At 64.0% G+C, this 22,263-nt stretch carries 24 protein-coding genes; 15 read left to right on the forward strand and 9 right to left on the reverse strand.

The features are described from left to right. Positions 1 to 48: 48 nt before the first annotated feature. Positions 49 to 456, forward strand: a complete 408-nt coding sequence (locus BMX67_RS10545; protein WP_090734715.1) for a c-type cytochrome — start codon at positions 49 to 51, stop codon at positions 454 to 456. 7 nt (positions 457 to 463) lie between these two features. Next, positions 464 to 1,258 (forward strand): AbiU2 domain-containing protein, encoded by a 795-nt coding sequence (locus BMX67_RS10550; protein ID WP_090734717.1) that lies wholly within the window; start codon positions 464 to 466, stop codon positions 1,256 to 1,258. 4 nt (positions 1,259 to 1,262) lie between these two features. Here BMX67_RS10550 and parE read toward each other — a convergent pair whose 3' ends face one another. The 3 genes from parE to BMX67_RS10565 form a co-directional block, all read right to left on the reverse strand. Beyond that, positions 1,263 to 3,224: a DNA topoisomerase IV subunit B gene (parE, locus tag BMX67_RS10555; RefSeq protein WP_090734718.1), complete on the reverse strand. Its 1,962-nt coding sequence runs from the start codon at positions 3,222 to 3,224 to the stop codon at positions 1,263 to 1,265. A gap of 111 nt (positions 3,225 to 3,335) precedes the next feature. Continuing rightward, positions 3,336 to 3,995 (reverse strand): glutathione S-transferase family protein, encoded by a 660-nt coding sequence (locus BMX67_RS10560; protein ID WP_090734720.1) that lies wholly within the window; start codon positions 3,993 to 3,995, stop codon positions 3,336 to 3,338. Between the two features lie 68 nt (positions 3,996 to 4,063). Next, the gene (locus tag BMX67_RS10565) at positions 4,064 to 5,014 is read right to left on the reverse strand and encodes an alpha/beta fold hydrolase (RefSeq protein WP_090734721.1); all 951 of its coding nucleotides are present in this window, start codon (positions 5,012 to 5,014) and stop codon (positions 4,064 to 4,066) included. 195 nt (positions 5,015 to 5,209) lie between these two features. On the opposite strand from BMX67_RS10565, the gene BMX67_RS10570 reads away from it, so the two are divergent. The 6 genes from BMX67_RS10570 to ccoS all read left to right on the forward strand — a co-directional run bounded on the left by BMX67_RS10570 (position 5,210) and on the right by ccoS (position 11,256). Further along, a complete protein-coding gene (locus BMX67_RS10570) occupies positions 5,210 to 5,872 on the forward strand; it encodes a DUF1007 family protein (RefSeq protein WP_090734723.1) in 663 nt (220 codons plus the stop codon). Further along, positions 5,869 to 6,777 (forward strand): nickel/cobalt transporter, encoded by a 909-nt coding sequence (locus BMX67_RS10575; protein WP_090734725.1) that lies wholly within the window; start codon positions 5,869 to 5,871, stop codon positions 6,775 to 6,777. Before BMX67_RS10570 ends, BMX67_RS10575 begins: the two co-directional genes overlap by 4 nt. A gap of 104 nt (positions 6,778 to 6,881) precedes the next feature. Then, a complete protein-coding gene (locus BMX67_RS10580) occupies positions 6,882 to 8,432 on the forward strand; it encodes a 4Fe-4S dicluster domain-containing protein (protein WP_090734726.1) in 1,551 nt (516 codons plus the stop codon). Between the two features lie 2 nt (positions 8,433 to 8,434). After that, the gene (locus BMX67_RS10585; RefSeq protein WP_090734728.1) at positions 8,435 to 8,902 is read left to right on the forward strand and encodes a FixH family protein; all 468 of its coding nucleotides are present in this window, start codon (positions 8,435 to 8,437) and stop codon (positions 8,900 to 8,902) included. Further along, positions 8,899 to 11,085, forward strand: coding sequence for a heavy metal translocating P-type ATPase (locus BMX67_RS10590; protein ID WP_090734730.1), 2,187 nt, complete (start codon positions 8,899 to 8,901; stop codon positions 11,083 to 11,085). The genes BMX67_RS10585 and BMX67_RS10590 overlap by 4 nt, the downstream gene beginning before the upstream one ends. A gap of 9 nt (positions 11,086 to 11,094) precedes the next feature. Continuing rightward, the gene (gene ccoS / locus BMX67_RS10595; RefSeq protein ID WP_090734732.1) at positions 11,095 to 11,256 is read left to right on the forward strand and encodes a cbb3-type cytochrome oxidase assembly protein CcoS; all 162 of its coding nucleotides are present in this window, start codon (positions 11,095 to 11,097) and stop codon (positions 11,254 to 11,256) included. A gap of 66 nt (positions 11,257 to 11,322) precedes the next feature. Here ccoS and BMX67_RS10600 read toward each other — a convergent pair whose 3' ends face one another. After that, complete coding sequence (locus BMX67_RS10600; protein WP_342707919.1) at positions 11,323 to 12,978, reverse strand: D-alanyl-D-alanine carboxypeptidase family protein; 1,656 nt, start codon at positions 12,976 to 12,978, stop codon at positions 11,323 to 11,325. A gap of 247 nt (positions 12,979 to 13,225) precedes the next feature. Here BMX67_RS10600 and clpS point away from each other — a divergent pair, with 247 nt between their 5' ends. The 3 genes from clpS to BMX67_RS10615 are packed head-to-tail and all read left to right on the forward strand — an operon-like array spanning position 13,226 to position 15,357. Then, positions 13,226 to 13,543 carry an ATP-dependent Clp protease adapter ClpS gene (gene clpS, locus BMX67_RS10605; protein WP_139206492.1) on the forward strand — a complete coding sequence of 106 codons (318 nt, stop codon included), beginning with the start codon at positions 13,226 to 13,228 and terminating at the stop codon, positions 13,541 to 13,543. 4 nt (positions 13,544 to 13,547) lie between these two features. Beyond that, positions 13,548 to 14,549, forward strand: coding sequence for a class I SAM-dependent methyltransferase (locus BMX67_RS10610; RefSeq protein WP_245739414.1), 1,002 nt, complete (start codon positions 13,548 to 13,550; stop codon positions 14,547 to 14,549). A 1-nt stretch (position 14,550) separates the two neighbouring features. Next, positions 14,551 to 15,357, forward strand: coding sequence for an SDR family NAD(P)-dependent oxidoreductase (locus BMX67_RS10615; RefSeq protein WP_090734735.1), 807 nt, complete (start codon positions 14,551 to 14,553; stop codon positions 15,355 to 15,357). Here BMX67_RS10615 and BMX67_RS10620 read toward each other — a convergent pair. Next, complete coding sequence (locus BMX67_RS10620) at positions 15,354 to 15,758, reverse strand: hypothetical protein (RefSeq protein ID WP_090734736.1); 405 nt, start codon at positions 15,756 to 15,758, stop codon at positions 15,354 to 15,356. The two genes, BMX67_RS10615 and BMX67_RS10620, sit on opposite strands and share 4 nt — an antisense overlap. A 75-nt stretch (positions 15,759 to 15,833) precedes the next feature. Here BMX67_RS10620 and hemF point away from each other — a divergent pair, with 75 nt between their 5' ends. Then, positions 15,834 to 16,688, forward strand: coding sequence for an oxygen-dependent coproporphyrinogen oxidase (gene hemF / locus BMX67_RS10625; RefSeq protein WP_090734737.1), 855 nt, complete (start codon positions 15,834 to 15,836; stop codon positions 16,686 to 16,688). Further along, the gene (locus BMX67_RS10630; RefSeq protein ID WP_090734739.1) at positions 16,679 to 17,335 is read left to right on the forward strand and encodes a LysE family translocator; all 657 of its coding nucleotides are present in this window, start codon (positions 16,679 to 16,681) and stop codon (positions 17,333 to 17,335) included. Before hemF ends, BMX67_RS10630 begins: the two co-directional genes overlap by 10 nt. Here BMX67_RS10630 and BMX67_RS10635 read toward each other — a convergent pair. Next, the gene (locus tag BMX67_RS10635; protein WP_090734793.1) at positions 17,332 to 17,781 is read right to left on the reverse strand and encodes an Lrp/AsnC family transcriptional regulator; all 450 of its coding nucleotides are present in this window, start codon (positions 17,779 to 17,781) and stop codon (positions 17,332 to 17,334) included. The genes BMX67_RS10630 and BMX67_RS10635 overlap by 4 nt on opposite strands. Before the next feature lie 93 nt (positions 17,782 to 17,874). On the opposite strand from BMX67_RS10635, the gene BMX67_RS10640 reads away from it, so the two are divergent. Further along, complete coding sequence (locus tag BMX67_RS10640) at positions 17,875 to 18,465, forward strand: LysE family translocator (RefSeq protein WP_090734741.1); 591 nt, start codon at positions 17,875 to 17,877, stop codon at positions 18,463 to 18,465. Between the two features lie 3 nt (positions 18,466 to 18,468). On the opposite strand, the gene BMX67_RS10645 is transcribed toward BMX67_RS10640, so the two are convergent. Continuing rightward, a complete protein-coding gene (locus tag BMX67_RS10645) occupies positions 18,469 to 19,344 on the reverse strand; it encodes a DMT family transporter (protein WP_090734742.1) in 876 nt (291 codons plus the stop codon). Beyond that, positions 19,341 to 20,369 carry a uroporphyrinogen decarboxylase gene (gene hemE / locus BMX67_RS10650; protein WP_090734744.1) on the reverse strand — a complete coding sequence of 343 codons (1,029 nt, stop codon included), beginning with the start codon at positions 20,367 to 20,369 and terminating at the stop codon, positions 19,341 to 19,343. The genes BMX67_RS10645 and hemE overlap by 4 nt, the downstream gene beginning before the upstream one ends. An 84-nt stretch (positions 20,370 to 20,453) precedes the next feature. Between hemE and hemC the strand changes: the two genes are divergently transcribed. Next, the gene (gene hemC / locus BMX67_RS10655; protein ID WP_425438977.1) at positions 20,454 to 21,389 is read left to right on the forward strand and encodes a hydroxymethylbilane synthase; all 936 of its coding nucleotides are present in this window, start codon (positions 20,454 to 20,456) and stop codon (positions 21,387 to 21,389) included. 82 nt (positions 21,390 to 21,471) lie between these two features. On the opposite strand, the gene lexA is transcribed toward hemC, so the two are convergent. Further along, a complete protein-coding gene (gene lexA, locus BMX67_RS10660) occupies positions 21,472 to 22,182 on the reverse strand; it encodes a transcriptional repressor LexA (RefSeq protein ID WP_090734747.1) in 711 nt (236 codons plus the stop codon). Positions 22,183 to 22,263: the final 81 nt, after the last annotated feature.

Genomic DNA, 22,263 nt, shown 5'->3' on the forward strand with positions numbered 1-22,263 from the left:
ACCCGGCAACCTGCCGTCAAAAGCATTATGGTACCGGAGGGGGCTTGGATGCGGGCAGTGGTGTTTTCTGGTCTGGGTGCGGTCACCCTTGCGGCGCTGATCGGGGCATGCGCGCCGGATGCGCAGGTGACGACCGCGCGCAGCGATTACAAGGAACTCTGCGTCGAATGCCACGGGCCGACCGGCAGGGGTGATGGCCCGCTGGCCCAGGGGCTGGACCCAAGACCCGCCGACATTACCCAGGTCGCGGCGATGAATGGCGGCGTCTTTCCCAAGAACCGCGTCATGAGCCATATCTACGGCTTCACCCCCGGTCGCAGCGAAAGCCCGATGCCGCAATTCGGCGATCTGCTGAACGGGCGCACGGTAATGTACGATTCCGGCGACGGCATCGAAACCCCGACCCCGTGGCGTCTTGTCGCGCTGATGGAATATGTCGAGGGGATGCAGGAATAGGTGCGAGTTGACTGATCGTTGCGGCGATGATGGTGCCGACGAGCGCAGCCGCAGAATCGTTGAGTCGCATCAGCCTGCGGTCGTCATGCCCGAGCAGGCAGAAGGCTTTACGCGGCTCCTCAAGTTTCTGAAATTTGAGTTGGTTCACATCCGCCTGAAATGGCGCGTGTATCAAGCGTTCTACGGGACGAACACTGAAAGATTGGATTTGCTGAACAGTGTTTCCGGTACCACCGCAGTTATTATCCAAGATGCTTTGTATAACGACGTTATACTTAGCCTGTGTCGTCTAGGTGATCGTGCGAGCAGCAGGGGACGAGCCAATAACAGTTATAAGGCCCTTCTTGAGATGTTAGAGGAAGGTCCGCTAAAACTCCGACTTTCGGAACTCATTCGTGAATTTGGCGATATGTGCAAGCCTTTGATAAGTCGTAGGAACTGGTTCGTAGCGCATTCCGACCGCCGCGCAGTGTTCGATGGTGCCGGGGAAGGAGTGGTGTCAGGGCCCGAAGTGGACTCTGCGATAGAGGCAGCGCGATCGGTGCTGACCTTCATCTACTCAGAAATGTTCGACACAAGGATTTCGACAGAGGTTGTTTCACATTACGCACATGACGAAGTCGTATTTCTACGTACGCTGTACCACGGGAAAAATCAGCTATCGCATCTGGAAGCAAATGCCTTGGCAAAATTGAACCAGCCGGGCGATCCGCGGCAGACGCCGCCGGAATTCGCCGCGCTGCGTGAAATCCGCGAAATGCCCGAGTGGTTGAACTATAGACCGCCCGAGAAGCGAGACTAAGATATCAGACGTCCAGTTCTTCCACGAAGCGCGCGTTTTCCTGAATGAATTCGAACCGCAGCTCGGGCTTTTTGCCCATCAGGCGCTCGACCAGATCGCCGGTTTCGCCGCCCTCGTCGTCATCGATGCTGACCCGGATCAGCTTGCGCGTCTTGGGGTTCATTGTGGTTTCCTTCAGGTCCTTGGCGTCCATCTCGCCCAAACCCTTGAAGCGCTGGACGTCGATCTTGCCCTTGCCGCCCAGACCCTTGGTCAGCATCCGGTCCTTTTCGGCGTCATCGGCGACATAGATCCGATGGGCGCCCTGCGTCAGGCGGTACAGCGGCGGGCAGGCCAGATACAGGTGGCCCTTGTCGATCAGCGGGCGCATCTGGCTGAAGAAAAAGGTCATCAGCAGGCTGGCGATATGCGCGCCGTCCACATCCGCGTCGGTCATGATGATGACCTTGTCATAGCGCAGATCATCGATGTTGAAGCGGCTGCCCATGCCGACGCCAAGTGCCTGGCAAAGATCGTTGATTTCCTGGTTCTGGCCCAGTTTGGAACTGGCCGCGCCAAGCACGTTCAGGATTTTGCCGCGCAGGGGCAACAATGCCTGGGTCTGACGTTCACGCGCGGCCTTGGCCGATCCGCCCGCGCTGTCGCCCTCGACGATGAACAGTTCGGTGCCGTCGCGATTGCTGTTGGAACAATCGACCAGCTTGCCCGGCAGGCGCAGCTTCTTGGTGGCTGATTTCCGCGCGGTTTCCTTTTCCTGACGGCGGCGCAGGCGTTCTTCGGCGCGCAGCACCAGAAAGTCCAGAATCGCGCTTGCCGATTTCGTGTCGGCGGCCAGCCAGTTGTCGAAATGGTCGCGCACGGCGTTTTCGACCAGACGTGCGGCCTCGGTCGTGGCAAGGCGGTCTTTGGTCTGTCCGACGAATTCGGGTTCCCGGATGAAACAGCTGACCAATGCACAGCCGCCGGTCAGCAGGTCCTCGCGGGTGATCTGCGCGGCTTTCTTGTTGCTGACGCGTTCGCCATAGGCGCGGACGCCTTTCAGGATCGCGGACCAGAACCCGGCCTCATGCGTGCCGCCTTCGGGGGTGGGCACGGTGTTACAATAGGATTGGATGAACCCATCGCGCGAGGGCGTCCAGTTGATCGCCCAATCGACCTTGCCGGGCGCGTTGAAGCGCTTGAAATCCACGCTGCCGGCAAAGGGGCGTTCGGCATAGGTCGAGGATCCGGTCAGGGTTTCGGCCAGATAATCGGCCAGACCGCCGGGGAAATGGAAGGTGGCCTCGACCGGGGTTTCACCATCGTCGATTTCCGATTTCCACCGGATCTCGACGCCGGAAAACAGATAGGCCTTGGATTTGACCATCTTGATCAGGCGTGACGGCTTGAACCGGTGATGGCCGAAGATCTGTTCATCGGCGTGGAAGGTCACGGTGGTGCCGCGCCGGTTCGGGGCGGCGCCGATCCTGGCGACCGGACCTTCGGGAATGCCGCGCGAAAACCGCTGTTCGAACAGTTCCTTGTTTCGGGCGACCTGCACGATCATGATGTCCGACAGCGCGTTCACGACCGAGGCGCCGACCCCGTGCAGACCGCCTGATGTCGCATAGGCATCGCCCGAGAACTTGCCGCCCGCATGCAGCGTGCACAGGATCACCTCCAGCGCGGATTTGTCCGGAAACTTGGGATGCGGATCGATGGGAATGCCACGCCCGTTGTCGCGGATGACGACGCTGTGATCTGCCAGCAGCTCGACCTCGATCCGGGTGGCGTGGCCTGCAACCGCCTCGTCCATCGAGTTGTCGAGGATTTCCGCGACCATGTGGTGCAGCGCGCGTTCGTCGGTGCCGCCGATATACATGCCGGGACGCTTGCGGACAGGTTCCAGCCCTTCGAGAACTTCGATCGAAGAGGCGGAATAGCTGTCGGCATTGGCGTCGGCGGCGGAAAGAAGATCGTCGGCCATCGGGTCTGCTCGTCAATTGATTATGTCGCTTTGGCAAACTATCTCACGCGACAGCGTGCCGGGGCAAGTGGTTGTGGGGCAGTGGCCCGCTTTCCGCAAGTCCTAGCGCGTCTATTCCGGCTCTGCGAGGCGCTGTTCCCACATTTGCTGAAAGCCGGGTCGCGTCTGGCAATCGACCAGCCAGGCGTTGATGGCAGGAAACTGCGCCATCAGCGGTTGATACCCTTGGGCATAACGCAGCACTTCGGCCATGTTGATATCGGCAACCGTGAAACGATTTGCGACCATGTGGCCGTGCTTTGCCAGATGTTCCTCGACCACGGTCAGCGGACGGATCAGGCGGTTTGCGGCCTCGGCCACGGCGGCGGCTTCGGAACCCGACAGGCTGCGCCCGGTCGCATGCAGATACAGCAGGGTCAGCGCATCGCTTTCGATGGCGGTCGCCGCATACAGGCTCCATTGCAGCATAAGCGCGTCTTCGCGCGCGTCCGCGGGCCCAAGCGGCACACCGTATTTGCGCGCCAGATACAGCGTGCAGGCCAGCGATTCGGACAGAACCAGACCCTCATCCTCGATCACCGGAATCGCGCCGGCCGTAGACAGGCGCGTAAAGGCGGGTGATCTTGTGTTCAGCGGTGCGTCCGGCGCGTCGGGATCTGGCAGGCGATAGGCCTGAATGACCGGCACTTGCCGGAACGGCAGACCAAGTTCGTGGCAAAGCCAGATGATGCGCGAGGCGCGCGAACGGGTGACACCGTGGATCGTCAGCATGGCAAGTCCTTTCACTTGCGGGCAGATTATCCGATCCGCCGCGCAAGCCTATCGAAATCGCATCGCCGTTAGCGCAGGCCCGCGCGCGCTGCCGCGCGGTCGATGGCGGATACCACGGCGGCCGGGTCGGCATGGTGCGGCATATGGCCGACACCCGGCAGGACGGTCAGCCGCGCATTGGGCAGATCCTGCACCATCCTGCGCGAATGATAGTCCAGCCCCACCGTGGTGTCGCGGTCGCCATGAACGATCTCGATCGGCATGGACAGGCGGGGATAGCGTGGCGCCATGGCGGTGACATAGGGCTTCAGCCCGTCGACCTGCTGGGCATTGTTGATGAAGCTGTCGCGCCGCAGGGTCAGCCCGGCACCGACATAATCGGCATAGCCCGGCGGGACCGGGTTTGGCGCGAAGATCCCTGCAATGGCATCCTGCACGCGGCTCTCGGGCGCATAGGCGGTGATCAGCGGCACGGCCGCGGCCTTGCCGACCGGGCTGGTGATGAAGGGATACCAGTTGCCCAGATCCCCCGGCCATGGATAGGTCGCCCCGGCCAGCAGCACCACGGCCGCCGTGTCGCCCGGATCGCGCAACGCCCAGCCCATCGCGACGGCGCCGCCATAGCTGTGGCCCAGAACGATCGGGTTCCGCACGTCCAACTGTGCCGCCGCCTGTCGCAGCAGTTCGGCCTGGGCGATGGGGTTGTCGGTCCGCGGACCCAGATCATCGGTCCAGCCCAGTCCGGGTCGGTCAAAGCTGATAACGCGATAGCGGTCCTGCAGGCGTTCGACCAGATCGAAGGTGAAATCGCGACTGTTCCCGCTTGCCCCATGCAGCAGCACGAGATCCGGGCCCGAGCCACGGATATCCGCATGGACCTGTCGTCCGTCGACCTGCAACAGCTGTCCGGTCGGTGGATAGGCGGCCTCGGCCCGCGCCTCGCGCTTGCTGGCCTGCTGATCGACCGCGCATCCGGTCACGGCCAGCAGGGCAAGGCCGGCCAGACAGGCCCCGGTCATCCATGAATAGCGTCCCACGACATCCCCTTGTTGCGCCTGTCCTGAACAGTCACGAGGGCGCGCCGGTTCCGGATGCACCCCTCACGCAGCCGTGAAGGCAGGGGTGGCAGGCACCTGCCGATGTGATCGCGTGCCGGTTTATCTGGCATCCGCGTGGGTGTAAGCAGGGCGCGACCCTTTTGCCCCAGGTAGCCGATGTTCCGCGCCCGTTTGCTTGCACTTGTCCTGACTGCCTGTCCGGTGACGGCCTTTGCCCACCCCCATGTCTTTATCGAGGCGGCGGTCCGGCTGATCTATGACGGCGACGGGCGGCTGGACGGGGCCGAGGTCACATGGACCTATGACGATTTCTATTCGCTGCTGATCCTGTCCGATTACGGTATGGACCCGGATGGCGATGGGCAATTGACGCCGCAGGAACTGGCACAATTGCAGGGTTTCGATGCCGATCCGGATCCCGATTTCGACGGGCGGCTGTTCCTAAGCGTGAAAGGGCAGCCCGTGGCGCTGACCCCGCCGGCGGATTTCACGGCGGCCCTTGATGATGGTCGTCTGGTTTCGCGTCATATCCGCAGGTTGCAGGAACCGGTGGATGGGGCGCAGCCTGTTGATCTTCGCGTCTATGATCCTGAATTCTATGTCGATTTCACAATGCCCGACGCCCCCGTCATCGACGGGCGCGACGATTGCAGCGTCGCTGCCGTTTCGGGCGATGCGCGGGCCAAGGCGGCAGCCTATCGCAAGGCTGTCGATGCCGCGCTGGCCGATGACGCCTTGGCACAAGAGGAATTGGTGGTCGTCGATATCGGCGCCGTCGGCGCGGATCAGGCGCGGATCACCTGCGGGGCAGGGGCATGAGCCGCCGTATCCCCCGCATCCTCGCGCTGACCGGGCTGATCGTGGGGGTCGTGTGGCTGGCCTTGTGGCTGGGCGGCGGGCTTGAGGCGATGCAGGCCTGGGCAGCCGATCAGCAACGTCAGGTTCAGACCCTGATCGCGGGCGCGGTCCGGCGCTTGCGCGCGGGTGAACCGGGCTCGGGGGCTGCGCTGATCGCGGTGTGCTTCACCTATGGCGTGGTCCATGCAGTCGGGCCGGGACACGGCAAGGTGCTGATCGGCGGATATGGAATCGGCACCCGCGTTCCGGTTCTGCGCCTGTCGGTCCTGTCGGTTCTGGCGTCGCTGGCGCAGGCCGGGGTCGCGGTCGTTCTGGTCTGGGGCGGGATCAATCTACTGAACCTGACGCGCGAGGCGCTGACCGATCTGGCCGAACAGGAACTGACCGACCTCAGCACCGTTCTGATCGGACTTGTCGGTCTGTGGCTGATGCTGCGTGGCCTGCGTCAGCTGTTGCGACAGCAGGCAGCGCATGACCATCACCACCATCATGACGAGAATTGCGGTTGCGGCCATGCCCACGGGCCCAGCCCGGAACAGGCGATGCAGACCCGCAGCATTCGCGACGCCGCCGCCCTGATCCTTGGCATCGCGATCCGGCCCTGCACCGGGGCGCTGTTCCTGCTGATCCTGACATGGCGTCTGGATATCTTTGCGATGGGCGTGGCGGGCAGCTTTGCCATGGGGCTGGGCACGGCCGCCGTGACGGTGGCCGTGGCGATCCTGTCGGTCTGGGCGCGCGAAGGCGGTTTGTCGCTGTTGCCCGAACCCGGCGCCGGGGCGCGCGTCCTGCAGGTGGTGCCGGCGATCGTGATGGTCGCGGCTGGCGGTCTGATCGCGCTGATCGCGACGGGCATGCTGATCTAGGCCTGCGACCGCGCGCCGCAGGCCGGGCCACGCCGATTTGACCTAGGTCAATGTCCTGTCGCCCACCGTGATTAATGTAGCCATGCGAAACAGGAGCATGGCCCATGTCCACCAGCCAGACGCCGCCCAGCCTTTATGCGGCGCGCGAGCCGATCTTTCCCAAACGCGTCCACGGGCGTTTCCGCAGCCTGAAATGGGCGGTCATGGCGGTGACGCTGGCGATCTACTACATCACGCCGTGGATCCGCTGGGACCGTGGGCCGGACATGCCCGATCAGGCGGTTCTGGTCGATCTGGCCAACCGTCGCTTCTTCTTTTTCTTCATCGAGATCTGGCCGCATGAATTCTACTTCGTCGCGGGTCTGCTGGTCATGGCGGGGCTGGGGCTGTTCCTGTTCACCTCGGCCTTGGGGCGGGTCTGGTGCGGCTATGCCTGCCCGCAAACCGTCTGGACCGATCTTTTCATTCTGGTCGAACGCTGGATCGAGGGCGACCGGAACGCCCGTATCCGACTGCACCGCGCGCGATGGGATGTGAAAAAACTGTGGCTGCGGGTGTCGAAATATCTGGTCTGGCTGCTGATCGCGCTGCTGACCGGCGGGGCCTGGGTGTTCTATTTCACCGATGCCCCGGCACTGCTGGGCGATCTGCTGCGGTTTCAGGCCCATCCGGTCGCCTATGCCACCATCGGCGTGCTGACCGCCACCACATTCCTGTTCGGCGGTTTCGCCCGCGAACAGATCTGCATCTATGCCTGTCCCTGGCCGCGGATCCAGGCCGCCATGATGGATGAAGATACGCTGACCGTCGCCTATCGCGAATGGCGGGGCGAGCCGCGCGGCAAGGGCAATGTCAGACGCCGCAGCCCCGAAGCCGCCATGGATGCCGAGACCGCCAGCCATGCCGCAGGCCCCAGCGCGGGCGCCAGATACCAGCCGACACGCTATCCCGGCCTGCCAAGCGGCGTCGGCGGCCCGGTCGCACAGGATGCGGCGGGCGATTGCATCGACTGCATGGCCTGCGTCAATGTCTGCCCGATGGGCATCGACATTCGCGATGGCCAGCAACTGGAATGCATCACCTGTGCGCTGTGCATCGATGCCTGTGACGAGATCATGGACAAGATCGGCAAGCCGCGCGGGCTGATCGGCTATCTGGCGCTGAAGGATGAAACGGCCGAACGGGCGGGCGCCGCACCACGCCCGATCATGCGGCATATCCTGCGGCCGCGCACCCTGATGTATTTCACCCTGTGGTCGGGAATCGGGGTCGCGCTTGTGGTGGCGCTGTTCCTACGCTCGCCCGTGGATGTGAATGTCTCGCCGATCCGCAACCCGATCTATGTCACCCTGTCGGATGGCGCGATCCGCAACATCTATGAGGTGCGCTTGCGCAACAAGCAGCATGACGCGCATCCCTATGTCTTCGGCGTCGCGGGTGCCGATACCCAGGACCTTATCCTCAGCATCGAGGGGGCCGAGGACGCACGCGTGACCGTCGCCCCGGATGAAACCCTGACCAGCCGTCTGTATCTGACCGCGCCCGCGGGCTCGGCCCTAAGTCTGCGCGAAAGCGCGCCGCTGACCCTGACGGTGGACGGGGGCGCGCGTATCCGCACCAGTGTTAAGACCGTCTTTCACGGAAAAGGAGAGTGATCATGGCAAGGGAACTGACAGGGCGGCATGTCCTTGCGATCACGGTCGGCGCCTTCGGTACGATCATCGCCGTGAACCTTGTTCTGGCGGTGAATGCCGTTGGCAGCTTTCCGGGGCTGGAGGTCGCCAATTCCTATGTCGCCTCGCAGCAATTCGACCGCGACCGTCAGGCGCAGGCGGCACTGGGCTGGTCCGTCACGTCGGCCCATGACGGGCGGATGCTGACCCTGACGGTCCGTGACGAAGCCGGGCTGCCCGTACGACTGGATGATTTCAGCGCGACGATCGGCAGGCCGACACATGCCGGGGCGGATGTCACGCCGGATTTCGGATATGATGGCGGTGTCTACCGCGCCGAATTGCAGCTTGAACCGGGGGCGTGGATCATTCACGTCACAGCCCTGGCCCCCGACGGCACGCCGTTTCGGCAGCGGTTGGATCTTCATTCCGATGCGCAGGTGCGGCGATGACGGATCTGTCCCTGCCTTCGACCAGCGCCTGCCCGGCCTGTGCCGCCGCCCCGATTGCGCAACGCGTGGCGCATGCGGCCGCGCCCGACGCCATCATCCTTTCGCTGCCCGGTGTTCACTGCGCCATGTGCATCACCGATGTGGAACGCGCATTGATGGCGCGGCCCGGTGTGCGGGCGGCGCGGGTGAATCTGACACTGAAACGCGTTACCGTGCAGGCGCCGGGGCTGGGCGCGGATGATCTGATCCCCGCACTTGCCGCGATCGGCTACGAGGCGCATGAGCTGGACCCCGACGCCCTGTCGGCCACGGCCGCGGATAAGCAGGGCCGCGACCTGTTGATGCGGATCGGCATCGCCGGGTTCGCGATGATGAATGTGATGATCCTGTCGGTGGCGGTCTGGTCGGGCGCCGATGCGGCCACGCGCGATCTGTTTCACTGGATTTCAGGTGCGATCGCGCTGCCGACCGTGGCCTTCGCGGGGCAGCCGTTCTTCGGCAGCGCATGGGCGGCACTGCGTGGTGGACGCCTTGGGATGGATGTGCCGATCTCTTTGGCGCTGATTCTGGCGACAGCGATCTCGCTTTATGAAACCACGCAATCGGGGCATCACGCCTATTTCGACGCGGCGGTGATGCTGTGCTTCTTTCTGCTGATCGGGCGCTATCTGGATCACCGCACACGCGCCATCGCCCGCTCGGCCGCGGCGGAACTGACCGCGCTGGAGGTGCCGCGCGCCCATCTGCTGTGCGATGGCGGCGAACAGGTCGTGCCCATAGCCCAGCTTGTGCCCGGCGATCTGATCCGCGTTCGCGCGGGCGGTCGCATTCCGGCGGATGGCGAGGTGGTCGAGGGGCGCAGCGAAACCGACAGGTCGCTGCTGACAGGTGAAACCCTGCCGATGCTTGCCGAACCCGGCACGATCCTGTCGGCGGGCGAGGTGAACCTGTCCGGTCCCTTGACATTGCGGGTGATTGCGGCGGGCAAGGACAGCTCGCTGTCGCGCCTGACCGCGCTGGTCGAGGCGGCCGAGGCCGCGCGCGGGCGCTACAGTTCGCTGGCCGAACGCGCCTCGCGCGCCTATGCGCCAATGGTTCACCTGATGGCGGCGCTCAGCCTTGCCGGGTGGTTCTGGGCGACCCGCGATCTGCGGCTGTCGATCAATGTCGCGGCTGCGGTGCTGATCATCACCTGTCCCTGCGCCCTTGGTCTTGCGGTTCCGGCGGTGGTCACGGCGGCATCGGGGCGGCTGTTCCGCCGTGGGTTGCTGATCAAGGACGGCACCGCGCTGGAGCGTCTGTCCGAGATCGACACCGTCGTTTTCGACAAGACCGGAACGCTGACCATGGGTCGGCCTCGGCTGGCGGCAGGCGACGATCTGCCCGATGACCTGAGGGCCGTGGCTGTTTCCCTGGCTGCGGGGTCGTCGCATCCGCTGTCGCAGGCGATCGTCGCGGCCTTCCCGGATCAGCAACCGGCCCGGATAGACGGGATCGGCGAATATCCGGGGCAGGGCGTCTCGGGTGTCTGGCAGGGGCGTCGCGTCAGCCTTGGCCGCGCCGATTGGCTGGGCATCATCGACGACGACATGCACCGCAGCGGAAGTTCGGCCTGGCTGTCGATCGAGGGTCAGGCACCGCGCCGCCTGGATTTCATCGATGAACTGCGCCCCGGCGCGGCTGACACGGTGCACCGGCTGCGGGCACAGGGGCGGCGTGTGATTCTGTTGTCGGGTGACCGGCCCGCCGCCGTGGCCGATGTCGCTGCGCGTCTTGGCATTGGCGAATACCACGCGGGCATCGACCCGATCGGGAAGGCGCAGATGGTTGGCGCGCTTGGGGATGACGGGGCAAAGGTGCTGATGGTCGGCGACGGGCTGAACGACACGGCCGCGCTGGCGCGGGCACATGCCTCGATCTCGCCTGCATCGGCGCTGGATGCGGCACGGGTGGCCAGCGATGTGGTGCTGACCGGGCAGGATCTTGGCGCGGTGGCCGATGCCTTGCAGACCGCGCGCAGGGCCACCGCGCGCATCCGCGAGAATTTCACCATCTCGATCCTTTACAACCTTGTCGCGGTCCCGGTTGCGATTGCCGGTTTTGCCACGCCGCTGCTGGCCGCCTTGGCGATGTCTGCCAGTTCCATTACCGTGACGCTGAACGCGCTGCGGCTGCGACGCTGAAAGGGCGAGATGGAGATACTCAGCATTCTGATACCGGTCTCACTGGGGTTGGGCGCCCTGGGCCTTGGTGCCTTCATCTGGGCCCTGCGTGGCCGTCAGTTCGAGGATCCGAAAGGTGACGCGGAACGCATCCTCAGCGACGAATGGGATGATCGCCCACGACCCGACTAAGTAAGGTGTCAACGAAAAACGCCTGCCGGGCGTGGCAGGCGTTTCCTTGTTTTGTGGATTGAAGGATCAGGGGCCGACGACGCGGCATTCCTGTTGCCGGGTTTGCAGCCTTTCGCAGGCAAGCCGCGCATCCGCCTTGGTCAGGTTGACGAAATTCGCCTCGAAGCCACGGACGGTGTCGGCGACATGACGATTCGCGCCTTCCAATGCGGCACCGCCCTGAAGCGCGGTTTGCAACAGCAGCCGATCGGCTTCGACCTTCGAGCGGTACAGGCCAAGCGTCACGCCCCAATTGCGACCACTGTTCTGCGGCCGCGACACGATTTCCAGCGCCGCGGGTTCCGAGATGTCACCCTCGCCCATCGCGGCCAGGATGACGGTATCGGTGCGCGGTTCGGGAACCGATGAGGCCAGCAGCGACATTTGCCCGGTCAGGGCGCGTTCGGTCGGCGTCGGTTCCGGCAAGGCGGGCGCGATGACGGCGGTGCTGGCATCGCTGGTCCGTGCGCTGCGCGAACGCGGTGCCGGGATCGGACGGGTCGAGGTCGACAGGACGGGGGCCACGAGGCTGGCCGAACCCTGTCCTTCGCTGACGGCCATTTCGACCGCGGCCGCCACATCGGTTGCCGGCGTTCCCGGGCGCAGCCGGGGACGCGCGCTGGAAGTCAGGCTCATTCTGCCGGGGGTCGAGGAACTGGCGGCTGCGGCACGCACGGCTTCTGCGATCTGCATCGGAGAGGCGATGGCCGCGGTGCTGGCGCTGCGGGCAGGGGCGGCACGTTCCGGCGGGGCCGAGGCGTTCAAGGTCAACGCTTGTGGCTGGGCGACCACCGGTTTCGGTTCGACCTGTGCGCGACGGACCGTTTTCTGGGCGATCAGACGCGGGGGCTTGGGCCGGGTTTCGCGGACGCGTTCGGGCACACGCGCAAAGCTGGAATCCAGCAGCTGCGACATCACCTGATTGCGCTGCGCGGTGGAGGTTCCACCAAACACGGTGGCGATCAGGCGCTTGTTCCCGCGCTGCGCCGAGGCCGTCAGGTTGAAGCCCGCGGCGCGGGTATAGCCTGTCTTGATCCCGTCCGCGCCCTTGTAGGCGTCCAGAAATCGCTTGTTGGTCGAGGAAACCTGCGCAATGCCCGCATCGGCGGAACGGCGCGAGAACAGATTGTAATATTGCGGGAAATCATAGAAAAGATGCCGCCCCAGAATGGTCATGTCATAGGCGGTCGAATAGTGACCTTCCTGGGTCAGGCCGTTGGCGTTGCGGAAATTCGTGTTCCGCATGCCAAGGGCGCGGGCCATCTGGGTCATCTGCTGGGCAAAGGCATCCTCGGACCCGGCGAGCCCTTCCCCGATGGCGGTGGCCGCATCATTGGCAGACTTGATCGCCGCCGCGCGCAGAAGATAGCGCAGCTCGATGCTTTGGCCGGCTTTCAGGCCCAGCTTTGACGGCGGCTCTGCCGCGGCGTTCGAGCTGATCTTGAACTTGGAATCCAGCCGGACCTGACCACGCTCGACCGCGGTGAACGCCATATACAGCGTCATCATCTTGGTCAGCGACGCCGGGTGAAGCCGGGTGCTTTCGTTCTGCTTGTAAATCGGCTGGCCGGTGCGCGCGTCGATCACATAGGCCGCGAAGGGGGCGGCCCACGATCCGGCAGGCACAAGCGCCGCCACGAGGATCACCGCCCACAGCCGGGCGATCAGGGGGAATCGGGTCACTGTCTCGGTCTCTTCTGCCTCGGGAAGGCATGTCGTTTGTCGCATGCCTTTCGTTAATAAGCCGATAATAGCACGACTGAATCCGCCGGGAAACCTTGCATTTGTGTGATTTGACCCATCAGGCGGCGAATTGACCGCGCAATTGGCAGCAATTTCGGCGGGGGCTTTTATCCCGGGCAGTTTCAACTATATTCCGGCTTTGACCTTCCGCAATGATCAGGCCGACGTTACCGCGATGACGCACTGGATGAACGACCCGGACAAGCCGGCAGACCAATCCGATCTCGCCGTGAAACCGCGTGCCAAGTCACAGCGGCCACCGATGTACAAGGTGTTGATGCTGAACGACGATTTCACACCGATGGAATTCGTTGTCCATGTGCTGGAACGCCTGTTCAACATGACCCACGCCCAGGCGATCGAGATCATGTTGACGGTTCATCGCAAGGGTGTCGCGGTTGTCGGCGTCTTCTCACACGAGATTGCGGAAACGAAGGTCGCGCAGGTGATGGAACTGGCACGCCGCCAGCAGCACCCCCTGCAATGTACCATGGAAAAAGAGTAGTCACTTGACCACATCCCGATTTCAACTGGCTTTCCCGGACGGCCATCCCGGAGGCGACGTGCTGGTCATTGGTGCGCGTGCCGCCGATGATCTTGATCCGCTGACCGCCGGCCGGACTCGGATCGAACAGCCGATGTTCACGGATCATCAGGCATTGACCGCGCGCGGCTTTGACGCGGCGCCGTCGGTCGATGGCGTCTTTCAGACCGTGATCGTCAAACTGCCCCGCGCAAAACCCGCCGCGCGCGCCCGCATCGCCGCGGCCGCCGCCAGGCTGGGCGATGGTGGTGTGATCTGGGTCGATGGGCAGAAGACCGACGGCGTCGACTCCCTTCTGAAGGAAATTCGCCGCCTGACCCCTGTCGATGAGGTGCACAGCAAGGCGCATGGCAAGATATTCCGGATCGATGCGGCATCGCCCGATTGGGTGCCCCTCGACTGGGCCGCTGCGCCGCGTGAGGTCGCGCCGGGCTTTGTCACACGGCCGGGTGTGTTTTCTGCCGACGGTATCGATCCGGGATCGCAGCTGCTTGCACGTCACCTTCCCGAAAAGCTGCCGACGCGACTGGTCGATCTGGGCGCAGGCTGGGGCTGGCTGTCGGCGCAGGCGCTTGCACGGGCGGGCGTCGAGGTGTTGCATCTGGTCGAGGCTGACCGGATCGCGCTTCAATCCGCCGAAGACAACATCAAGGATGCGCGGGCCCATTTCCACTGGGCCGATGCGCGGGATTTCCGTCTGCGCGACCCGGTGAATGGCGTGATCATGAACCCGCCCTTCCATGACGGGCGCGACGCCGATCCGCGTCTGGGGGCGGAATTCATCGCCAATGCCGCGCGGTTGCTGACCGGGGCGGGACGTCTGTGGATGGTCGCCAACCGGCATCTGCCCTATGAGACCGTCCTGCGCGAGAACTTTGCCCAGGTCACCGAAATCGGCGGCGACACACGTTTCAAGATTTTCGAGGCCAGCGGCGCGGGTCGCGGGTCCAAGAACCAGAGGCGCTGATATGGGTTTTTCCGTTCAAGGCAAGACCGCGATCGTCACGGGTGCCGGTCGTGGAATCGGTCTGGCGATTGCGCAGCATTTCGTCCAGGCCGGCGCGAATGTGATGTTCGTGGACAATGACGAGGAAAGTCTGGAACGGCAGATGTCGGATTACGACACCGAAAACGGTCCAGTCCGCTACTTCACCGGCAATATCTGCGAAAAGCTGTGTTCGGCCAATCTTCTGTCAGCGACGCTGGACGCGTTCGAGCGGGTCGATATCCTGGTGAACGCGCATCGCTTCGTCAAAGGATCGGACCCGCTGGATACCGATCCCAGTGTTCTGGAGGAAATGCTGCGCCAGAACATGATTTCGGGCCTGCGCTTGTCGCAGATGATTGCCAAGCGCATGATCAAGCAGGCCGAAGGGCAGGCCGATGTGCAGCAGGCAGGCGCGATCGTGAATATCTCGAACCTTGCGGCGTCGCGTCCGGTGCCGGATCTTCTGGGCTATTCCATCGCCTGCGCCGCGCAGGAACAGTCCACGCGCGGGTTGGCACTGGCGCTGGCGCCGCATCGTATTCGTGTGAATGGCGTCCGTTTCAGCAGCGTCATGTCGCATGAATTGAAATGCGCGCTGAAAGAAGACGCTGATCTGCGCGACCAGATCGTATCAGGCACGCCCTTGGGGCGCATCGCCGCCGCCGATGAGGTCGCCGAGGCGGTCCATTACCTTGTCAGCGAAGGCGCGCGTTTCGTGACCGGGCAGGTGATGACGGTCGATGGCGGGCGTTGCCTTGCAGATCCGGTCACCGCGCAGGCGCTTTAACCCTGTTCGGGATAGGCGGCCTTGCAGGCCTGCACGGCCGCCGCAGCCTGCGCTGACAACTGGGCCTTGCGACTGGCAAGGTTGTCGCGCTTGCGCTGTTCCGCTGCGGGGTCGATGGCCACGCGATAACGCTCGGTCGTGATATGCTCGCGCCAACAGGATCGTGTGATCGTGCGGACATTGCCGTCGTTGTCGCGATAATGGTCACGGCACTGGGTCAGATAATCGCGTCCGACCTGACGTTCTTCCCAGGCATAGCCACGGCCCAGATTGCCCTCGACCTCGGCAAGAAGGCGGCTGACATTGCGGTATTCGTCGGTATTCCGACTGATGCAGCGTTCCTGCTGGGTGCCGCAGGCGGCCAGCAGAAGGGTGACGAGGATCGCGGTGTTGCGGGGCATCTTCAGTCTCTTTACATCGGGTGAAAAGATGCTAGCCGCCGGTGCCTGTACTGGCAATTCACGATTGGGGTCCACATGCAAGATCAACGCCGCCGCGCCGCCGACTGGTTCCGCGACCTGCGCGACCAGATCGTCGAAGCCTTCGAAGGGCTTGAGGATCGGGCAGGTGGCGACGCCATGCCGGGGCGGTTTCAGGTCACCCCGACCCGCCGCGGCGAGGATGGCGGCGGCGGTCTGATGTCGGTCATGCGCGGCGGTCGTGTCTTTGAAAAGGTCGGCGTCAACTGGTCCGAGGTGCATGGAACGCTGGCCCCCAAGGCCCAGACCGCAATGGCCGCGCGTGGCGTTCCCGGCATCGCCGAGGATCCGCGCTTCTGGGCAAGTGGCATCAGCCTTGTCGCCCATATGCAGAACCCCCATGCGCCCGCCGTTCACATGAATACGCGCATGTTCTGGACCCCCGGCGCGTGGTGGTTCGGCGGCGGATCTGACCTGAACCCCTGTCTGGAATATGCCGAGGATACCGCCCATTTCCACGATCAGCTGCGTCAGGCCTGCGACGCGCATGACCCGGATTACTATCCGCGGTTCAAGGCCTGGGCGGACGAGTATTTCTTTATTCCCCATCGCGGACGGGCGCGCGGTGTCGGGGGTATTTTCTACGACGATCTGAACAGCGGCGATTGGGATGCGGATTTCGCGTTCACCCGCGCCGTCGGACAGGCGTTCCTGCCGGCATTCCTGCCCCTTGCCGAAAAGCGGATGGCGCAGGACTGGACCGATCAGGACCGCGATGCGCAGCTGGTTCATCGCGGGCTCTATGCCGAATACAATCTGGTCTATGATCGCGGCACCAAATTCGGTCTGGAAACGGGCCACAACCCCGAGGCAGTGCTGATGAGCTTGCCCCCCTTGGCGAAATGGATCTAGCGTCGCTGTTTGCGGCGCTTCAAGGCGGCGTCGAGACCGGCGCCCTGACGGGATTTGTCGTTGCCTCGATCGTGATGGAAATCACGCCCGGTCCCAACATGGCCTATCTGGCGATCCTTGCGCTGGGGGACGGGCGCAGGGCGGGCTATGCGGCTGTGCTGGGCGTGGCCTTGGGGCTTTTGATCGCGGGGCTTGCGGCCTCGCTTGGGCTTGGGGCGGCCATCGCATCCTCGCCACTTGCATGGCAGACCCTGCGCTGGGGCGGTGTGCTGTATCTGTTGTGGTTGGCATGGGATGGCTGGCGGGACGGGCGCGGAACCGTCGAACATGCGGCGCGCGGGTCGTCACTGGGGCGGTTCTTTCGCCGTGGCCTGATCGTCAACCTGCTGAACCCAAAGGCCTTTGCCTTCTATATCACGGTGCTGCCCGGCTTCATCGTGCCCGGTGCGAATATCACCGGGCAGGCGGTCGGGCTGTCGCTGATCTATGTTGCGATCGCCACGATCATCCATGCCGCGATCGTGACGGGGGCGGCGGCCTCGCATCGCGCGCTGCGCGACCCTGCGCGGCAACGGCGGATCCGCCGGGTATTGTCAGTGCTGTTGGCGTTCGTGGCATTGTGGCTGGCGGTCCGGACGGCAGGCTAGGCGCGCTCATCCTTGGGGCTGCCCATGACGACATGGGTGGTGATCGTCGCGATCCACGGAAATGCACCCAGCACATCCGAGTGGAACTGTTTGTAGGCCGCCAGATCGGCAACCTCGACCCGCAGCAGATATTCGCTTGCACCGGTGATGTTGTGGCATTCGCGGACGGCGGGCGCGGCGATGCAGGCCCGTTCGAACGCAAGCTGGGCATCGTTTGAATGCCGCGACAGCCCGACCGAGACATAGGCGATAAAGCCCAACCCCCGCGCACTCGGCGGCACGACCGCACGATAGCCCGAAATGATCCCCCGACGTTCCAGATCCTGCACGCGTCGCAGGCAGGCCGATGGCGACAGCCCGACCAAAGCCGCCAGTTCCGTATTGGGAATGCGGCCATTGCGACGAAGTTGGTGCAATATCTGGGCGTTTATACGATCTGTTTCGATGTCAAGTTGCACATTATTTCCATTCTGTCGGCACAAAGGTCAGAAATTGCGCCTTTTGCGCGATAACATTGCGTGGCTATGAAAGTGAGTGCAATGACCGATCAGATCCTTCTTGCCCTTGCGGGCTTTGCCTTCGTCACCTCCGTCACGCCGGGGCCGAACAACATGATGCTGCTTGCCTCGGGTGCGAATTTCGGGGTTCGGCGCACGGTGCCGCATATGTTGGGCATTTCGCTTGGGTTCGGGGTGATGGTGATGATCCTCGGGCTGGGGGTCGACCGCCTGATCGCCTCATCTCCGGCGCTGGCGCAGGCGATGAAATGGCTGAGCCTTGGCTATATGGCGTGGCTTGCGTGGAAGATCGCCAATGCCGGACAGCCCAGATCGGAAGGTGCGGACAGGGGGCGACCACTGACATTTCTACAGGCAGCCGCGTTTCAATGGGTGAACCCCAAGGCCTGGGCGATGGGGTTGGGTGCCTTGTCGGCCTATGCCGCGGGGGCGGGCGGCGCAGTGGTTGTCGCGCTGGTCTTCGCGCTGGTGAACCTGCCGGCCGTGTCGATCTGGGCCATGCTGGGGCAACAGATGCGCAGCCTTCTGTCCACGCCCGCACGGCTGCGGCTGTTCAATGTGTCGATGGCGGTTCTGCTTGTCGCGACAATGTTGCCGGTCGCGATGCACTAGCGCCTATACCGTGACCGCCAGCAGCCATCCGACCCCCAGAACGATCAGCCCCATCCCGCACAGTTGCAGCGCGGTGGTGCTTTGCCGAAACAGACGCCCCGAGACCAGCTGCGCCAGCACGACCTCGATCAGGGCCAGCGTGCGGACATTCGCGGCGGGCGTCAGGGCAAAGCCGATGAACCAGAACAACGAGGCAAAGGCCCCCAGCGCCCCGGCGGTCAGCGATTGTCGCCACATGCGCAGGATCGCGCACAGCCCGCGCCGATCGCGCAATCCCATCCAGATCAGCATCGCGGCCGATTGCAGCGCAAGGGTCAGCACAAGCACGGTCAGCGCCCGAATGAAGAACCCACCCTCGGGCAGGCTCAGCAGTGCCCCGCGAAACCCGATGGATGACAGGCCGAACAACGCCCCGGCGGTCACGCCCGTTGCAATTCCGCGCAGCCCGGCCCGCGACCAGCGCGCACCCGATGCCAGAACCACGCCCAGTGTCGCCAGTGCAATCGCGCCAAGACGGGCCGGGCCCAAAGGCTCGGCCAGAACCACGGCGCCGATGATGGCCAGCGTGACGGGCTCGGTCTTCATCAATGCGGTGGCGACGCCGAATCCCTGACCGCGCATGGTCAGCAGCATGAAGGCGGTTGCCCCGATCTGCGCCGCCGCGCCAAGTGCCGCATAGGCGACCGTATTGCCGCCCAGGGCAGGGACCGCGACAAAGGGCGCAAGCGCGATCAGTGACAGCGCGGCGAAGGGCAGGCCGAACAGGAAACGCACGGCGGTCGCCCCGACCGTCCCGACACTGGCCGTCAATCCGGCCTGCGCGGCATTGCGGCCGGTCTGGGCGACCGCCGCGATCAGCGTCGCCCAGACCCAGATCATGCGCTGCGAACAGCCTCGATCATGCGGGCGACATTGTCGGGATCGGCATCGGGGGTGATGCCATGGCCCAGGTTGAAGACATGCGGCCCGCGGCGCAGCGCACGGGTGATCCGCTGTGCCTCGGCCACAAGGTCCGGGCCGCCCGTGACCATATGCCGCGGGTTTAGATTGCCCTGCACACAGCCATCGACCTGCAGGTTCCCCGCGACCCATTCCGCGCTGACGGAATTGTCGGTGGCGACACAATCGGCGCCGGTCGCCTTGGCAAAGCCGATATAGCGGTCGCCCGCCTCGCGCGGGAAGGCGATGACGGGAATACCCGGATGCAGGCGCTTCAGTTCCGAAATGATGCGCCGCGCGGGGGCGATCGCGAAATCGTCGAAATCCTGACCCTTCAGGCTGCCGGCCCAGCTATCGAAGATCTTCACGACCTCGGCCCCGGCCTGGATCTGGGCCGACAGGTACAGGATGGTTGCCTCGGTGATGCGGTCGATCAGCGCTGAAAACGCCGCGCGGTCGGTGGACTTGAATGCATGGGCCGGTCCCTGATCCGGCGTGCCGCGCCCCGCGATCATATAGGTCGCGACGGTCCAGGGCGCACCGGCAAAGCCGATCAGCGCGGTGTCCTGCGGCAGTTCCCGCGCCAGGATCCGGATCGTTTCATAGATCGGCGACAGCGTTTCATGAACGTCATCGGCCGGGCGCAAGGCGTCGACCTGCGCGGCCTCGGTGATGGTCGACAGGCGCGGCCCTTCGCCCTTGACGAACCACAGATCCGCGCCAAGAGCCTGCGGGATCAACAGGATATCGGCGAACAGGATTGCCGCGTCGAAGCCAAATCTGCGGATCGGTTGCAGCGTGACTTCGGCTGCCAGATCGGGGTTGTAGCATAGCGACAGGAAATCGCCCGCCTGTTCCCGCGTGGCGCGATATTCCGGCAGATATCGTCCCGCCTGACGCATCATCCAGATCGGGGGGGTCGGCAGCGTCTCGCCCGCCAATGCCCGCAGCAATAGTTTCGTCATGTGGCCTCCTTGCCCCGCCATCAAGGCGAGCCAGAGGTCGTTGTCAAGCGTCGCGCCGCCCGCTATGCGAGGGGCATGACACAGATGCCCGACAGTTCCCGCCCGCTGAAGATCGGTACCCGAGGCTCGGTCCTTGCGCTTGCGCAGGCGCATGAGGCGCGCGCGCGCCTGATGGCCGCGCATGACTTGCCGATCGAGGCCTTCGAAATCGTCGTGATCAAGACGACCGGCGACCGGATCACCGATCGCCCGCTGAAGGAAATTGGCGGCAAGGGTCTGTTCACGCGCGAAATCGAAGAGGCGCTGACCGAAGGCGGCATCGATATCGCCGTGCATTCGATGAAGGACATGCCGACCCTGCAGCCCGACGGGCTGATCATCGACTGCCTGCTGCCGCGCGAGGATGCGCGCGATGCCTTTGTCAGCCCGACATTTGCCTCGATCGCGGATCTTCCCCATGGCGCGACCGTGGGGTCGTCCAGCCTGCGCCGCCGTGCGCAGCTGGCCCATGTGCGCCCCGATCTGCATCTGGTCGAGTTTCGCGGCAATGTGCAGACGCGGCTGAAGAAACTCGACGATGGCGTCGCGGTCGCGACCTTCCTGGCAATGGCAGGTCTGCGCCGGCTGGACATGCTGCATGTCGCCCGCAGTGCGATTGATCCCGCCGAGATGCTGCCCGCAGTGGCCCAAGGCGCAATCGGGATCGAGCGGCGCGTGGATGATCATGCGACTGCGGCACTGCTGCATCCGCTGAATGACACAGAGACCACGCTTCGTATCAGTGCCGAACGCGCGTTTCTGGCGCGGCTGGACGGGTCCTGTCAGACCCCGATTGCGGGTTATGCCCATCTTTCCGGATCAGAACTTGTCCTGCAGGGTCAGATCCTGCGCAGCGATGGTTCCGAGGCAATCGCGGGGACACGTCAGGGTCCCGTTGCCGATGGTCCTGCGATGGGGCGCGATCTGGCCGAGGAATTGCTTGGCAAGGCCGGGACAGGGTTCTTCGATCACCTCGCCTAGAACGACGGTTCCCTCTGTCGAATGCCAAAAGGCGGGGATGGCCCCGCCTTTGTTCCTTCTACCGCGAAGGCCGCTATCTGGATCAATAGCTGCGGATCAGCCCGACCAGACGGCCCTGAACCTTGACCGATTCCTCGGGCAGAATGCGCGTTTCATAGGCCGGGTTGGCCGCCTCGAGTGCGATCATCGAGCCCTTGCGGCGATAGCGCTTCAATGTCGCCTCATGCCCTTCGACCAGGGCAACAATGATGTCGCCATTGTCCGCGTTCGACTGTTCGCGAATGACCACCACGTCGCCGTCATTGATGCCAGCCTCGATCATGGAGTCGCCCTTGACCTCCAGCGCGTAGTGGTGTTCGCGCCCCGACAGCATGCTGCTGGGCACCGATACGTGATGCGCAACCTCTGAAATCGCCTCGATCGGCACACCGGCGGCGATGCGCCCCATCAACGGCAGATCGGTCGCACCACTATCGACGATCCCGATGGCACCGCGCGGGCGCGTGGGCCGGTCGTTGGAAATGACTTTGGGCGCGAAACCGGTCCTGGTTGCTGCGGCTGGTGCGGCCTGCGCAAGGCTTTCGGGCAGGCGCAGGATTTCCAGCGCGCGCGCACGGTGCGGAAGGCGCCGGATGAAGCCACGTTCTTCCAGCGCCGTCACCAGTCGATGGATGCCCGATTTGGACCGCAGATCCAACGCATCCTTCATTTCGTCGAAAGAGGGCGGAACGCCATCCTGCGCCATGCGCTTTTGGATGAATTCCAGCAGTTGGATCTGCTTTTTCGTCAGCATGTGCCGCCCTTTCGCCTTGCGGTGTTCTTTCTATGTTCTAGACCAAGCCCAGAATCACGTCAATGAACAGAACATCGCGAG

Origin of the sequence: Paracoccus homiensis, from assembly GCF_900111675.1 — a bacterium.
GTDB classification, from domain to species: Bacteria; Pseudomonadota; Alphaproteobacteria; order Rhodobacterales; family Rhodobacteraceae; genus Paracoccus; species Paracoccus homiensis.